This is a genomic window from Microseira wollei NIES-4236, from assembly GCF_020521235.1.
In the GTDB taxonomy this organism is placed as follows: Bacteria; Cyanobacteriota; Cyanobacteriia; order Cyanobacteriales; family Aerosakkonemataceae; genus Microseira; species Microseira wollei.
On the sequence record NZ_BLAY01000007.1, the window covers coordinates 32,495 to 46,240 of the forward strand.

Here is a 13,746-nt window from a genome sequence, read left to right on the forward strand (position 1 = left end):
AGCTATTAGCAGTTACACAACCGATGCGAAGGGACATGATATTACCCCAGTCATAAACCCGGTTTATTCGTTAACGATTTTTCAGAGAAACCGGGTTGATTTGCCAAAGCTGATAACTAGCAACTTGGGTGAATATCATCTAATCAGTTTGCTGTATTCTTTTTTGTTGTAGCGTACTATGTTGGCGACCATAAGTGAAGTAGATCAGCAAACCAACTGCCAACCAAATTATCAATCGCAACCATGTATCTCCAGGGAGTGAAACCATTTGCAACCCCGATATTAATGCACCTAAAATTGGCACTAATGGCACTAGGGGTGTTTTGAAAGGTCTGGGTAAATCCGGTCTGGTGCGACGCAATACTGCAACGGCGATGCAAACTATTAAAAATGCTAGTAAAGTGCCGATTGAAACTAATTCTCCTAATACTGATATCGGCAATAATCCTGCTAGCAACATGGCGACAACTCCCGACACAACGATGGAAATATAAGGTGTGCGGAATTGAGGATGAACGGCGGCAAATGGAGAGGGAAGCAATCCATCTTTTGCCATGGCATAAAATACTCGCGATTGCCCTAAAATAAATACTACTATTACCGAACTCATTCCCGCGATCGCACCTATTTTAATTATCGGTTTCAGCCAGCGCAATCCTTCTCCCACCGCATTTACTCCTACTGCAATCGGGTCGGGAACATTTAATTCTGTATAGGGTACAATTCCTGTCAAAACTAACACAACGGCAATATAAAGTATGGTGGCAATTAGTAAAGAACTCATAATCGCAATCGGCATATCTCGCTGGGGATTGCGTGCTTCTTGCGCGGCACAAGAAATCGCATCGAAACCGATGTAAGTAAAGAAAACTACTCCCGCACCCCGCAAAACTCCACTCCACCCATAAATGCCAAATTGTCCTGTATTTTCGGGAATAAATGGCAGCCAGTTTTGTTGGTTAATGTAACCTAATCCGCCAAAGATAAATAATAAAATTACTAGGGTTTTTACTAATACGATAATATTATTAAACCTCGTCGATTGCCGCAAACCGATAATTTGCAATATCGTCATCAAAGCAATAATAAACATAGCTGGTAAGTTAAACGGTGGATTGGCTAATTCCGCAGGAATGACAATTCCTACATCTTGTAATAAACTCACCATATATCCCGACCAACCAACCGCAACTGTAGCACCGGAAAAGATATATTCTAAAATTAAATCCCAACCGACGATCCAAGCTACCAATTCTCCCAAAGTTGCATAAGCATAAGTGTAGGCACTGCCAGCAATCGGAATCAACGAGGCAAATTCGGCATAACAAAGTCCGCACAAACCGCAGCCGATCGCCGCTAAAATAAATGATATAGTAATAGACGGCCCTGCATAGTTCGCCGCTGCTTGTCCGGTGAGGACAAAAATACCGGCACCAATTATACCACCAATACCAAGAGCGATGAGCGCGACTAACCCAAGAGATTTATCCAGTCCTTTATCGCTGTCTAAATCGTTTGCTTGCAATAATTCGTCTACTGATTTTTTGCTGAACAATCCAGGAGTCATTTTGTCCAAAGCTTAATGCAGGTATTCGGGTAAAATTTAGCACAGATTTATATATAAATTAAAGTTAAGGTGAAATTTATGCACCAAAAGTAAAACTTGTAGTGCGATATGCCTCCCTTCCGCTTCGCGAACGCTCTCTACAATCGAGGTGAATGAGAGGATTTGAACCGCGAAGGCGCGATAGACGCTTTCTTCGGCGCACCCGTTGGGTAGGACGCGAAGAGAGGGAGTAGAGAGAGCGATCGCGTTGAATCTGGTATCTTTAATTACCGTCACCGCGCAGGAAATAACACAACCGCCACTGTCGGCGCGATCGCAAATGCGTCATACAATCTGTATGTGCTGTTCTTGGCTTGCGATCGCGCCGATCTCGATCTAACTACGGGGTGAAAAAGCAGTGAATCTCGATAAAATCTTTCAACTATATGATTACCCGCGTCGAGATTTATACGATATTCGGGTTTATTTGGCAAGATTGTTAGAAATTATTGAAATGCAGGCGTTTGAGGCTGCTATCTGTTCTGCTGTATTTATTGCTCTTGCGGTGATGCGAATGGTAGCAGAACAACATGGGATTGATTTTGAGTCTCAAAATCCGAAAACTTTAGCTCAAACATTCTTCGCTTATAATTTCTATAACCAGGAAGATTACGAAATATTGGTGACGGGGATTGATTTGCGCGATCGCATGATGTTTAAGCAAGAAAAATTGACGATCGATCCCAAGTTAGCTTACCAAACTCTAGAGGTGGTGCAACGTCTTTTTAGTCGAGTTGAAGGGGAGGGATAGAATGCGATCGCTCTTTATAATTCAGGTGAATAAGATTTGAACCACAGAGACGCAGAGGACGCAGAGACAGAGTAGAGAGAGCGATCGCATCCTATAGAAACTCTAGAGCGGATTGCAAGTGAGTGAAGTAAAGCCTTCTGGCTTCGTTTGTGTAGCGGCAGCATTAATGCTGCCCGCACACCGCTGTCGGTGTACCATCACCGGCTGCAAACCGCTATATCTTGTGGGGTGGGCATCTTGCCTGCCCTACCGCGCATCGCCAATTAAAATAAACGGCGACCAAAAGTAGGGATGGCGATTAATTTGACTCAGTTTCGCTTTTTGCAGCGCTTCCCCTTTGCTCATTCCCTGCTTTAGATTCTGATAAAATTGAGTCATCAATTCTTTGGTTGCATCATCGTCAGCATTCCAAAGACTTGCCATTACTCCCTTAGCACCAGCGCGTTCAAAAACATAGGCAACTCCGGCAATTTCTTCGCCGTTTGAATTAGCTTGGATTGCAGTTTCACAGGCGCTGAGGGTGAGGAGTTGGGTGTTTTGCAATCCCAATAAGGCGGCGTCGGCAATGTTGAATTGTCGATCTGCAAATAGTATGGTATTCGCCTCCATGCCCAATGTTTTGCAGCCTTCGGGTTGGAAACAGCCGTGAGTTGCTAGGTGCAGGAAGGGAAAGCGGGGTGCTTGGAGTTTGAATTTTTCGAGAGTGGCGTCGTTGCGGAGAAAATATTCGCTACCGGGGAATAGTTGAGTGATATTTTTGACTTCTTCTTCGGTTCCGGGTATATCTTGCGGTTGGCGGGGGACGGGATTTGCTAATGCTAAGATACCTTTTTGTAGAGACGTTTCATGAAACGTCTCTACATTCGATTCCAGGGAACGACTGGAAAGGCGAGTCAGATAGTTGACGGGATATTTTTGGATGAGGAATTGGTCGGTTTGTTCGTCGTAGAGGGTTTCAAAGGGGATGTAGCGCAGTTTTCCTGTAGCGATGATGCTCAATTGTTTGGGCGAGAAAGCTTTGATTTTGTCTTCAACTGGACGAATTAGAATGTCGTAGAGTTTGCCTGCGGTTTCGATGTAGCTAGCATCCTTTTCGTTTTGCAGTTGTTCGCGGTATTGGGTGAAGAGTCGATCGAATTCGGCAGGGTCAATTGGTTTTTTAATGACGCTCAGTTGGTCTTTGGTTAAAACAAATATGGCTACAGTATTTGGTACGTTTTCTATATTGGTCAGCAAGACGGGTTGAATTACGACCGTTCCTGCTTGAATACTGGCTCTTAGTTGGGCAATATCTGTGGGTTTGGTTTCAAATAGTTCGGCGACTTCAGGAAAGCGACGGGAAATGTCTTCAGCTTGTCGATTTGTTTCTTCATCTAATGCCCGAAATTGTTGGAATAGTTGCTCTGAACAGTTGTTTTGCAGTTGTTGTAGTAAGAATTGCCGTTGTTGATTTTTTTGCTTCCATTCGTCAATTGCTTGCTGCGCTTGTGGGTTGGTAACTTTGGCGTCAATTAGGCGCGTATAGTCTGCGAGATCTGCTGTGGTGAAAAGGTTGAGCCATTCAAAGGCTTTTTCTGGTTGGTTTAGGTCAATGAGGAAAGAGATGAGAGCGATCGCTGTTCCTCCACGAATACCTGACTGCAAAAACTTTTGCCGATTTTCACGCTGTAAACCACCCCGAATTTCTAGGGTAATTTTGGTTGACTGCTCCAAATAAGTGATAGCCTCAGATGGTCGATTCGTATCTCGGTAGACCCCACCGATATTACTCAGCGTCGTGGCTTCCCCTGAGCGATCGCCCACTTTCCGGAGAATCGGCAAAGCTTGGTTGTAGTATTCCAAAGCCTTCTGGGGTTGTCCGATGTGAGCGCAAACGGTACCGAGATTAGTCAGCGTCGTCGCTTCTCCTGAGTGATTGCCCACTTTCTTGAATATGGGCAAAGCTTGGTTGTAATAATCCAAAGCCTTTTGCCGTTCTCCGATGCGATCGTAGACCGCACCGATATTATTCAGCGTCGCGGCTTCGCCTTTGGGATCGTCCACTTCCTTGAATATGGGCAAAGCTTGGTTGTAATAATCCAAAGCCTTTTGCGGTTGCTCGATGACTTTGTAGATCCCACCGATATTATTTAGCGTCGTCGCTTCTCCTGAGCGATCGCCCACTTCCTGGAGAATCCGCAAAGCTTGGTTGTAGTATTCCAATGCCCGTTGCGGTTGCCCAATGGCATGGTAGACCAAGCCAATACTACTCAGCGTCTTAGCTTTTCCTGAGCGATTGCCCACTTCCGAGAGAATCGGCAAAGCTTGGTTGTAGTAATCCAAAGCCTCTTGCGGTTGCCCGATGTCATCGTAGACTAAACCGATATTACTCAGCATCGCGGCTTCACCCAAGCGATCGCCCAATTCCCGGAGAATCAGCAAAGCTTGCTTGAAGTAATCCAAGGTTTGCTGGCGCTGACCCATGTTGTAGTAGTTAAAACCAATCCCAAGCAGTGCAGTCGCTTCAAGTTCTCTAGCTTTAAACTGTCGCGAAATTGCTATAACCCTCTGCAATTTTTCTATTGCTTGTCGGGGTTGCCCTTGCTGCGTATGTTGCGCTGCTTGCTCTAGCAGTCGCTTTAACTCTTCAACCTGCGAATTTTGACTTTGCCCCCAACTCGGTTGAACCATCAGCGGAACTGTCGCCGGAATTAAACAGATACCCAAAGCCAAAACACTGCTGATAATTCGTTTCATTGACATCAACTCACAGATACTATGTAAAGCAATTTTCGATTTGTATTTCAAAAAACTAGCTCAAACTCACCAGACAATTGAGATATTGCACCAGTCTCATAGCCCGCCCGGAAATCAATGATGCTGTTCGTGAATCAATCCCTGTGTCGCCCAAGCCCGCCCGGAACTCAAGTTCCGGGCTAACAGCGAAAGTCCATTTTAATGGACTGGAAGATTAGTATTGAGTCCACTTGAGTGGGCTAAAAGGGTTTAATAATAAGTATTTAGTCCTCTGAAGAGGACTTTCGCTATTAGACAGGGAATTGATTCCCTGTCGGGCTAACAACGAAGCGATTGGAATCGTGTAAAATTAACCTCCGATTTATTCACCAAAAATAAACATTAATTGGTAAAATTTATCGCTAACGACTATAAGGTGTTGCTTTAATCGTCATTTTTCCTGAAGATTCAAACGAAATTTCATCCACCACATAGGGAGTCGTTGCTGCAACTGACCGAAGACCCCGCAACTGCGCCCGACTAACTACAGTCCCTAGCCTCACTATCGCCTGCCCCTGGTTAGCGTCTCGCAGTTCAAACGCATTCAGGGGAACGCCTCGCCAGGTTTGTTGCCCAGTTGTCGTCGCTACCCTCTCCTCACCTCGAATCCTTCTAGAACCACCTGCTGCCGGAATCCACACGTCACCTGTGAATGTTACGGTTTTGATTTGAGCGATCGCCATTGATTGAGAAAAGCCATTTTCTGCCGAAAGCGTTAACTTTCGCCCCTGTGAATCGAACCCACTCACCCGACCACTCATCGAATCCCTTGCTGTCCGCACCAATGCCGACTGCGGCAAGGATACGGTAATCGTATCTTCCGCCCTAGCAGCAGGTGCTTGGGTTATATTTCGTTCCTTTATTTGTGTCTGTGCATAACCCGCCAGTCCAGGTATGGAAACTAGAAGTGCAACCACCAGCACCTTAAAAAATACTTTCATCGTTTCCCCAGCGCTCTGTCTCGATCTACACTAAACTTCTTGCATTTTTCGCTCAGATTTTAATCTGACGAGTGAGGTAAAGCCTTTTGGCTTGGTTTGTGTAGCGGCACCCTTAAGGGTGCCGCTACACAAACCAAGGTGTACCTCATCCGAGTGCAAACTGCTATATGCCCACCCCACAAGAGTTTTTTTTGCTTTGTGGGGTAGGCGTCTCGCCTGCCCCATTGCCCCAAATACTTTTGCAAGAGGTTTACTCTTCAAATATAGTCTAAGTAATATTTAAAACAGCCTGTGTCCCAAGCTACCCCACCTCCCCCACCTGCTGACGAACCCAATATTTTGGGGAAAATAATCGGTTTGCTTGGCTTGCTAGCCGTGTTTCTCTACTTCACTGGCTGGGTTTACCGCTGGGCATATTTCAGCTTTTTTCAGTTAGAGATCGCGACTCTCGACTTACCCGTCGAGTCATTTTTTATCGCGTCTTTCCAAGCACTTGTCGGGAATATTTGGGCAATTTTCCGCACCGCGATCGCATTCATCCTCACCGCCATTTTGATTCACTTAACCCTATGGCTAATTCCGAAACTTGCCAATGCGATCGCCAGACAATTAGACAGGATGCGATCGCGGATTGTTACCCTCACCAACAGGCGTCAGCGGTTTTGGATCGCGCGACAGATCGAATCTTTAGCACAGTTTAGATCGATGGACTTGAGTACGGTCAATTTTTTGCGATCGCTCATCCAAGAAACAGTCGTCGTCCCATGGACATTGATTGCCTTATTTTACCTAGCTCAATGGCAAGCAGATGCAGATGCTTTGATAGATGCCGTCAATTCCACTTCTAGTTTACCCGTCGTCACTTTAATCAATTCTGATGCTGAAAACAAGACAGCACTAGGACGCAAACTCGATAATCCTCTCACTAATCCTTCTCCTGCAAACTTCCGCATTATTGGCGATAAAAATCGCTACGAGTCCCTATTAGGAAAAGAAATTAACGATCCAAAGAACACCAGAGTTTGGCGCTTACTAATTGCTCGCAATAATTATGTTTATATCTTTCCCGCTTTACCAGAAAAAACTGGTAATCTACGTCCGCCAGTTGTAGCAATTCATGAAAGCGATGGTGGCGAACCCCTGTTGATACTCAGTCCCCAAGCTTCACCAAAGCGATCGCGTTGACTCTGGTATGTTTAATTACCATCCCCGCACCAGAAATAACGCAGCTGCCACTGTCCGCGCGTGAAGCTTGCGCTATCGCTCCAAGAATCGCAAATGCGTCATACAATTTGTATGTGCTTTTCATCGTTTGCGATCGCGTTTAATCCGGATCTAGCCAGTCTTCTAATTGCAATCCAGGAATATTGATAAAATCGCGAGTGTTGTGAGTAACCAGTATATCTCCACGAGAACGAGCAACAGATGCGATCGCAGCATCTAAGTCCCCCGTTGGTCTACCTATGCGTCTTAACTCACCTTGAATGCAAGCCGAATTCTTCAGCTGCGACGAGATCAAATTCCACCACAGTGGGTATAAAGCTAATAAACTCCTCTATCTCATTGATATTTTGATTAATTTGCCCAGAACAGTATGCACCCTTATAGAGTTCTGCTATTACAATTGTCGTCAAGTAACACTGGCTGTATTTGGAGTAAAATTTAGGCAGGACGAGGGGGTTTTGGTCAAGGATTGCACTACAAATATTGGTATCCAACAAATACACGAGCGTCTTTCCCTAAACATTTTGGTTATCCATCTGTTTGTCCCAATGGGCATGACGCTCTTGATCTAGCTCGTTCAAAATTTTGACAAGCTCCTTTCTCCCTTCACGAGGAGTTTGCAAGAATTCCTTCATCTTTTGCAGTTTTTCCTGTTCGCTGATTCCCTGAACCGCTTGTACTTTAATGATAATTTCTGTTCCATCAGGGATGTTAAGTTCCTCTAAAAGTTCGATGATTTTACCCCGCTTAATCCCTTTAGTTTGCATAAGTATTCCCCCATGCTGCTGCATAATTAGATTTTAACATTAGCGATCGCTCTAAAATCCCTCCTTCGTTACCCTGCTATGTTTAATTACCCCCACCCCGCAAGAAATAACGCAACCGCCACTGTCCGCGCGATCGCACAAAACTCACCCGATAATCTCTGGTTTCATAATATACAAACCTGTTTTGCACCCAACCCCGCTTGCCGTCGTTGAGAATTACCGGCGTCCAACCTTCTATGTCGTTGATTGACTCTTGCTGCCTTACGGGTAAATTCGTAAAATTTTCGGTATCAAATTGTACTAGCTCTTTGGAAAGGACGACGACGATATCGCTGCGGGTATGGGGTTGCGATCGCACGTTGACGTTTTCTCCTAAAATTCCCACTTGCGCTTGTCCTGCGGCGTTACTGATGGGGCTAAGCGCCATATCCGGACATACCCAAACATCGGAATCTGCGTCTTTTTCAGCGACGTTGGCGTTGCGTTCTATGGTACAACCTGCGCCAACCGCTTTTTCCATTGCTTGCCAGAAATTAGATTGAGAATCATCAATTTTATAAGTTTCTATATCAATTGTACCGCTGCGACTCCATTGGGTTTGGGGAGTGGAAATGGCACGAATAAAATTAGCGTCGCGGCGTTTTACCGACTCTAAAAAACGCTGGCGAAACTGGGTAAATTCGCTATTATTTTGTTTTTTTTGCAGCGTTATTGGTTTTTCAAAGCTAGAATTTGGCGTCCCACTTCCACCCTTGAATAAAACTAATGGATTTGGATTGATGACTCTAGATTGTCTGCGGTTGAGATAAGCAACTGTTGCCAGGGTTGAGCCAGTCACCGCCCCAAGTACAATCATTATAACCATCAGAATTTGTGCGGGTTTCATAAAAGCTAGGGACTAGGGATTAGGGGCTAGGGAATAGGAGAATAAAAAAAATCAAACTTCAGATTAATTTTTCAATCTGAAATCTGAAATCTTAAATCTACAATTCCCTAGCGAGAATAACTAGGTTCGTTACCGGGTTTCCATTTAATATTGCAGCCTATGCTGGGTTTTTGTTCTTGGGTAATCGGTTTATCGACTAAAATTGTTTCTATTGCCAAGCGCAAGTGTTTACCAGTCACGGGTATGCCGTTGCTGGGACGACTGTCATCTAATTGCCCGCGATAGACTAACTTGCGTGAGGCATTAAATAGGAAGAAATCGGGAGTACAAGCGGCGGTGTAAGCTTTAGCAGTTTCTTGGGTTTCGTCGTAGCAGAAGGGAAAGGTAAACCCTAATTCTTCTGCCATTTGTTTGAGTTTCTCTGGTGCATCTTCTGGATATTGATCGACGTTATTGGCGCTAATGGCGACGATGCCGATGTTTTTTTCTTTGTAGTCTTTCCCCAATCGTGCGAGGTCCGTTTGGATGTGTTTCACAAATGGACAATGGCGGCAGATGAACATTACCAGCAATGCTTTTTTACCGGCAAAGGTATCCAAGGAAATCGTTTTGCCCGAAACAACATCGGGAAGCTGGAATTCGGGTGCTTTAGTATTCAATTCCAACATAGTAGAAGCAGTTAATGCCATGGGGATTTTTCCTTTTAATCGACGGGGAACAGGACGCACCGGACGCACCGGACGCGGCGACGCGGGGAATGATCAAGGTGGGGAAGATGGGGAAGATGATGAAGATGATGAAGATGGGGAAGTAATTACTTCTACTTCCTTGTCTTCCTCTCTCCGCGTCTGGTGCATCTTTGCGTCTCCCTCATCTCCATCACCTCCAGTTGCAAAACTGGCAAGGGTCGCCAACCTGATAAGATTAGTTTGGGCTAATGTGAACTACCTAAACTGACCCCAAGGGTACAGTCTAGGCTTCTGACTTCTTTGCCCGTTGCCCCTTCACCTTACGGTTATTCGGTCTTACACAGGCTCCATCAGCAGTACCGGGGTTCCCTCCGGCATTGACCTCCATTAATGGAGAGTTTTGTATTCGGATGCCTTCAGTCCTGATATTCTTGGCTGCATTGGAGTCCCTGTCATGAAGCGCGTCGCAAGATGGACAAACCCACTGTCTGATGTCTAGGGACATTTCATCCATGATGTGACCGCAACAAGAACACTTTTTGGAACTGGGGAAAAATCGACCTATTTCTACAAGTTTTCCTTCTTTCTTTTTCAACTTGTAGTCCAGAAAGTTAACGAACATTCCCCATCCCACATCCGAAATTGATTTAGATAGCTTGCGGTTGCGTATCAATCCTTTAACGTTGAGGTTTTCAACTGCAATGACTTGGCTGTCGTCTACCAACTTTCTTGAGATTTTATGCAAGAAATCTTGGCGGTAATGTGATACTCTCTCGTGAACCTTGGCTACTAGCTTTTTGTACTTCTCTCTTGCCTTACTCCCTTTCTGTTTCCGAGCAAATTTTTGTTGTTTTCTGGTTATATTTTTTTCATGACGTTTAATGTGTTGAGGATTTGAGTATTTTGTAACTTGTTCACCGTCATAAACAATGGCAAAGTCTTTTAAACCCAAGTCTATACCAAGTACTTTATCCCCTGATGATTGACTATCACTATCTTCTACTTCACACAAAAAAATAGATGCAAAGTACTTATCTGTAGGTGTTTTGCTTATAGTAACAGTCTTAATGTTCCCTTCAATTGCTCGGTGAAATACTGCTTTAATGACTCCAATCTTGGGAATATTCAAGTATTCGCCTATAATAACTGTGACATTTTGTGGATGGATTGATTGCTTGTGATGTTTAGACTTAAATCTAGGAAACTTAGCACGTCCTTCAAAAAAGTTCTTGTAAGCTTTGTCCAGATTTAAAGCAACTGATTGCAATACTTGTGAATAGCAATCATTCTTTAACCAAGGATGTTCTATCTTTAATTTAGGTAGTAAACCGTAGACACTTACTTTTAACGATTTACCTGTTTGTTCATAATGTTGAATGCAAGTATTTAAGGCATAATTCCAGTACCACCTAGCACAACCAAAAGACCTGGCTAGAGCTATTTTTTGTTCAGTTGTTGGGTATAGCCTGACTTTTACTGCCTTCAACATTTTAATCGACCTCCTTGTTACCTTATGCTACCATCCTCATCAACCCCTCTCTCGCGTTGACCGACGGTCAACTCTTGTCGCAGGTCAATTCGTCATTGCCCCAAAATTCATCCCACGCTGCACTTCCTGTCAGATGTGGGGCTTCTTTTGGTTCAAGCTAAGATCGGCAATACCTTCTGTTTGATTGAGCCAAAGCCGATGACGCGCGTTTATTGCAGCAAAGGACACGAAAACGCTCCCGATAATCTCTATTGTCAATGGTGCGGTGAGAAGTTGAGTCAACACCAACCTGCTGGCAAGGGGATTTATCCGGGGATGCTGTTGGGCGATCGCTATCGCATCGTGCGTCTGCTGGGGCAAGGTGGTTTTGGACGCACCTATCTAGCTGAAGATATTAACCGATTTTCTGAACCCTGCGTATTAAAGGAATTTGCTCCCCAAGTGCGGGGTACCTACGCGCTGCAAAAAGCCGAACAATTGTTTGAGCGCGAGGCAGGTACCCTCTATAAGCTGCAACACTCCCAAATTCCCCGTTTTCGCGAATTATTCCGCTTTAAGCTGCAAGATGAAGGGCATTTATTCCTGGTACAAGATTATGTAGAGGGGCAAACTTATCGAGGGTTGTTAGAGACGCGGAAACGGCAAGCACAGCGGTTTAATGAGGCAGAGGTACAACAGCTACTGGTGCAAATTCTGCCAGTTTTGGATTACATCCACTCGATGGGTGTGATTCACCGGGATATCTCACCGGATAATTTAATTTTGCGGAATTCCGACTCGATGCCGATAGTGATCGACTTTGGTGGCGTGAAGCAAGTCGCCGCAGAGGCAGAATCTCAGTTTACTCAAGCTGCACCCGACAATGTTCCCTCTTTTGCCACGAGGTTGGGTAAAGTTGGCTATGCGCCAAACGAGCAAATGCAAATGGGGATGGTTTCTCCCCACAGCGACTTGTATGCTTTAGCTGCAACGGCGTTGGTGTTGCTGACGGGGAAAGAACCCCAGCAGTTGATCGACCAAAATTCGATGAGTTGGAATTGGCGGCGGGAAATTAACCTGAGTCCGAATTTAAGTGCCGTATTGGATAAAATGCTGAGTTATCGACCGGGCGATCGCTTTCAATCGGTTCGCGAAGTCATGCAAGCATTAGGCGGAACTATCCCTCCCGTCGCTACTTTACCTCCCACCCAACCTGCTTTACCCCCCACGCCGCCGCCTCAACAACAACCAACGGGGGTGACGCTACCTGTAGCACCGGGACACAAATCGATACCGAATCATCCCCCCGTTATTCAAACGCCGCCTCCTACTCCCTCGAATAATTCAGATCGGGGTTGGTCATCTTTGCTATTAACTAATATCTTTGTGATTGCGATCGCAGTTGTTGGTATTGCCGGTATTGGTTGGGTTGTAAATGGCATCGTCCGCAATATACCATCTGCCTCGAAACCTACTGTAAAACCAGTTCCGCCTAAAACCCCAGATCCAGAACCCGCACCCGCGCAGCAGTTTTCCCCAGCAGAACAAGCACGCAAAGAAAGGTTGCGCGATCGCCGTCGTCAGCTGGGGATTGATTATAACTTTTATGTTTCGTTGGTAAATGAAGCATTTTGGCACAGAAATCCGAATTTACGCGGACGCACCCTCAGCGACGAACCCAGGGACGAAGCTTTGCGGGAAAGATGGGATGCGATCGCTTCTGAATTACTCGATAAACTCAGATTGTTAAGTGCATCGGCGCGTCAGCGTTTGGGATTTTACGGACAAGCAGACCGCGATCGCTTTAAAGCAGATGTCAACGAGCTGCGGCTTTCCAGTCGCGCCCTCAATGATATAGTTGATGGGGAATTCTTTTATCGGTTTCCAGAACAGGAAGGGAAAGATTTCCTCGCTAAACCGATGGGTCAAGTTTGGAGTGCGATCGCTGACGATAAAGTTAACGCCATCAAATCCCAAACCGCGCTCAAACGAATTGAATTCGACCCAGGTGCAACTGGAAAACAAGTCAGCGGTACCCTTGAACCTGGAAAAGGCATTGCTTACATCGCCGGTCTTGCAGCCGGTCAACAAATGCGGGTAAATTTAGATGCTGACCGCACTGCTTTATTTTCCGTCTATCCGCCTACTAGCAATCAAAAAGCGCTCCTCGAAGATTCTACTAAACGCTCTTGGTCGGGGGATTTGTCCCAAAATGGTTTTTATGAATTTGTAATTGTTTCCAAAGCATCTAAACCAATTAATTATCGACTCAATCTCACCGCAGAAAACCCCGCACCACCTGCAACACCTGAACCACCTTCCCCGCCAAAACCTAAACCAATTCCCTCGCCTAGCGTTGACCGATCACCTACCTCACCACCAACTGAACCACCTACCTCACCACCAACTGAACCACCTACCTCATCTCCAACTGCACCACCTACCTCATCTCCAACTGCACCACCTACCTCACCACCAACTGACGAAACACCAGCAACTGACGAAACACCAACTAAAGATGTACCAGCGGCATCTTCCTCGCCTACACCTGGCACCACTGAACCTGCGCCGAAGCAATAAAAATTGAAAAGGGAATGAGCGCTCGCTCTCGTGCATTGCGAAAAAAGTTTAATTATGTT

General features: G+C 45.4%; 12 protein-coding genes and 1 pseudogene. 4 read left to right on the forward strand and 9 right to left on the reverse strand.

The window, feature by feature from the left end; genetic code table 11:
• Positions 1 to 139: 139 nt before the first annotated feature.
• On the reverse strand, positions 140 to 1,567 hold the full coding sequence (locus MiSe_RS03745) for an amino acid permease (RefSeq protein WP_226574978.1): 1,428 nt from the start codon (positions 1,565 to 1,567) through the stop codon (positions 140 to 142).
• 36 nt (positions 1,568 to 1,603) lie between these two features.
• Complete coding sequence (locus MiSe_RS03750) at positions 1,604 to 1,843, reverse strand: hypothetical protein (protein WP_226574979.1); 240 nt, start codon at positions 1,841 to 1,843, stop codon at positions 1,604 to 1,606.
• Positions 1,844 to 1,964: 121 nt separating this feature from the next.
• On the opposite strand from MiSe_RS03750, the gene MiSe_RS03755 reads away from it, so the two are divergent.
• A complete protein-coding gene (locus tag MiSe_RS03755; RefSeq protein ID WP_226574981.1) occupies positions 1,965 to 2,357 on the forward strand; it encodes a hypothetical protein in 393 nt (130 codons plus the stop codon).
• 246 nt (positions 2,358 to 2,603) lie between these two features.
• Here MiSe_RS03755 and MiSe_RS03760 read toward each other — a convergent pair whose 3' ends face one another.
• Together MiSe_RS03760 and MiSe_RS03765 are read right to left on the reverse strand one after the other, a co-directional pair.
• Positions 2,604 to 5,093 carry a CHAT domain-containing protein gene (locus tag MiSe_RS03760; protein ID WP_444980456.1) on the reverse strand — a complete coding sequence of 830 codons (2,490 nt, stop codon included), beginning with the start codon at positions 5,091 to 5,093 and terminating at the stop codon, positions 2,604 to 2,606.
• A 401-nt stretch (positions 5,094 to 5,494) separates the two neighbouring features.
• The gene (locus MiSe_RS03765) at positions 5,495 to 6,073 is read right to left on the reverse strand and encodes a hypothetical protein (RefSeq protein ID WP_226574985.1); all 579 of its coding nucleotides are present in this window, start codon (positions 6,071 to 6,073) and stop codon (positions 5,495 to 5,497) included.
• A 291-nt stretch (positions 6,074 to 6,364) separates the two neighbouring features.
• Between MiSe_RS03765 and MiSe_RS03770 the strand changes: the two genes are divergently transcribed.
• Positions 6,365 to 7,258 carry a hypothetical protein gene (locus tag MiSe_RS03770; RefSeq protein WP_226574987.1) on the forward strand — a complete coding sequence of 298 codons (894 nt, stop codon included), beginning with the start codon at positions 6,365 to 6,367 and terminating at the stop codon, positions 7,256 to 7,258.
• Between the two features lie 139 nt (positions 7,259 to 7,397).
• Here MiSe_RS03770 and MiSe_RS53630 read toward each other — a convergent pair.
• From MiSe_RS53630 to MiSe_RS03790, 4 genes and pseudogenes are all read right to left on the reverse strand, one after another.
• A pseudogene (locus MiSe_RS53630) lies at positions 7,398 to 7,800 on the reverse strand (type II toxin-antitoxin system VapC family toxin).
• 12 nt (positions 7,801 to 7,812) lie between these two features.
• Complete coding sequence (locus tag MiSe_RS03780; protein WP_226574990.1) at positions 7,813 to 8,064, reverse strand: hypothetical protein; 252 nt, start codon at positions 8,062 to 8,064, stop codon at positions 7,813 to 7,815.
• An 82-nt stretch (positions 8,065 to 8,146) separates the two neighbouring features.
• Positions 8,147 to 8,929, reverse strand: coding sequence for an SH3 domain-containing protein (locus tag MiSe_RS03785; protein ID WP_226574992.1), 783 nt, complete (start codon positions 8,927 to 8,929; stop codon positions 8,147 to 8,149).
• A gap of 128 nt (positions 8,930 to 9,057) precedes the next feature.
• Positions 9,058 to 9,639, reverse strand: a complete 582-nt coding sequence (locus MiSe_RS03790) for a thioredoxin family protein (RefSeq protein WP_226574994.1) — start codon at positions 9,637 to 9,639, stop codon at positions 9,058 to 9,060.
• On the opposite strand from MiSe_RS03790, the gene MiSe_RS03795 reads away from it, so the two are divergent.
• Entirely contained in the window at positions 9,638 to 9,907 is a 270-nt protein-coding gene (locus MiSe_RS03795; RefSeq protein ID WP_226574996.1) for a hypothetical protein, read from the forward strand. The two genes, MiSe_RS03790 and MiSe_RS03795, sit on opposite strands and share 2 nt — an antisense overlap.
• Positions 9,908 to 9,922: 15 nt before the next feature.
• On the opposite strand, the gene MiSe_RS03800 is transcribed toward MiSe_RS03795, so the two are convergent.
• Positions 9,923 to 11,128 carry an RNA-guided endonuclease InsQ/TnpB family protein gene (locus MiSe_RS03800; protein WP_226574998.1) on the reverse strand — a complete coding sequence of 402 codons (1,206 nt, stop codon included), beginning with the start codon at positions 11,126 to 11,128 and terminating at the stop codon, positions 9,923 to 9,925.
• Positions 11,129 to 11,275: 147 nt separating this feature from the next.
• On the opposite strand from MiSe_RS03800, the gene MiSe_RS03805 reads away from it, so the two are divergent.
• Positions 11,276 to 13,687, forward strand: coding sequence for a protein kinase domain-containing protein (locus MiSe_RS03805; protein WP_307731168.1), 2,412 nt, complete (start codon positions 11,276 to 11,278; stop codon positions 13,685 to 13,687).
• The last annotated feature ends 59 nt before the right edge of the window (positions 13,688 to 13,746 follow it).

Coding starts and splice junctions, on each gene's coding strand:
- MiSe_RS03745 (WP_226574978.1), bottom strand. CDS start 1,567: ATGACTCCTGGATTGTTCAGCAAAAAATCAGTAGACGAATTATTGCAA.
- MiSe_RS03760 (WP_444980456.1), bottom strand. CDS start 5,093: ATGAAACGAATTATCAGCAGTGTTTTGGCTTTGGGTATCTGTTTAATT.
- MiSe_RS03765 (WP_226574985.1), bottom strand. CDS start 6,073: ATGAAAGTATTTTTTAAGGTGCTGGTGGTTGCACTTCTAGTTTCCATA.
- MiSe_RS03780 (WP_226574990.1), bottom strand. CDS start 8,064: ATGCAAACTAAAGGGATTAAGCGGGGTAAAATCATCGAACTTTTAGAG.
- MiSe_RS03785 (WP_226574992.1), bottom strand. CDS start 8,929: ATGGTTATAATGATTGTACTTGGGGCGGTGACTGGCTCAACCCTGGCA.
- MiSe_RS03795 (WP_226574996.1), top strand. CDS start 9,638: ATGGGGATTTTTCCTTTTAATCGACGGGGAACAGGACGCACCGGACGC.
- MiSe_RS03790 (WP_226574994.1), bottom strand. CDS start 9,639: ATGGCATTAACTGCTTCTACTATGTTGGAATTGAATACTAAAGCACCC.
- MiSe_RS03800 (WP_226574998.1), bottom strand. CDS start 11,128: ATGTTGAAGGCAGTAAAAGTCAGGCTATACCCAACAACTGAACAAAAA.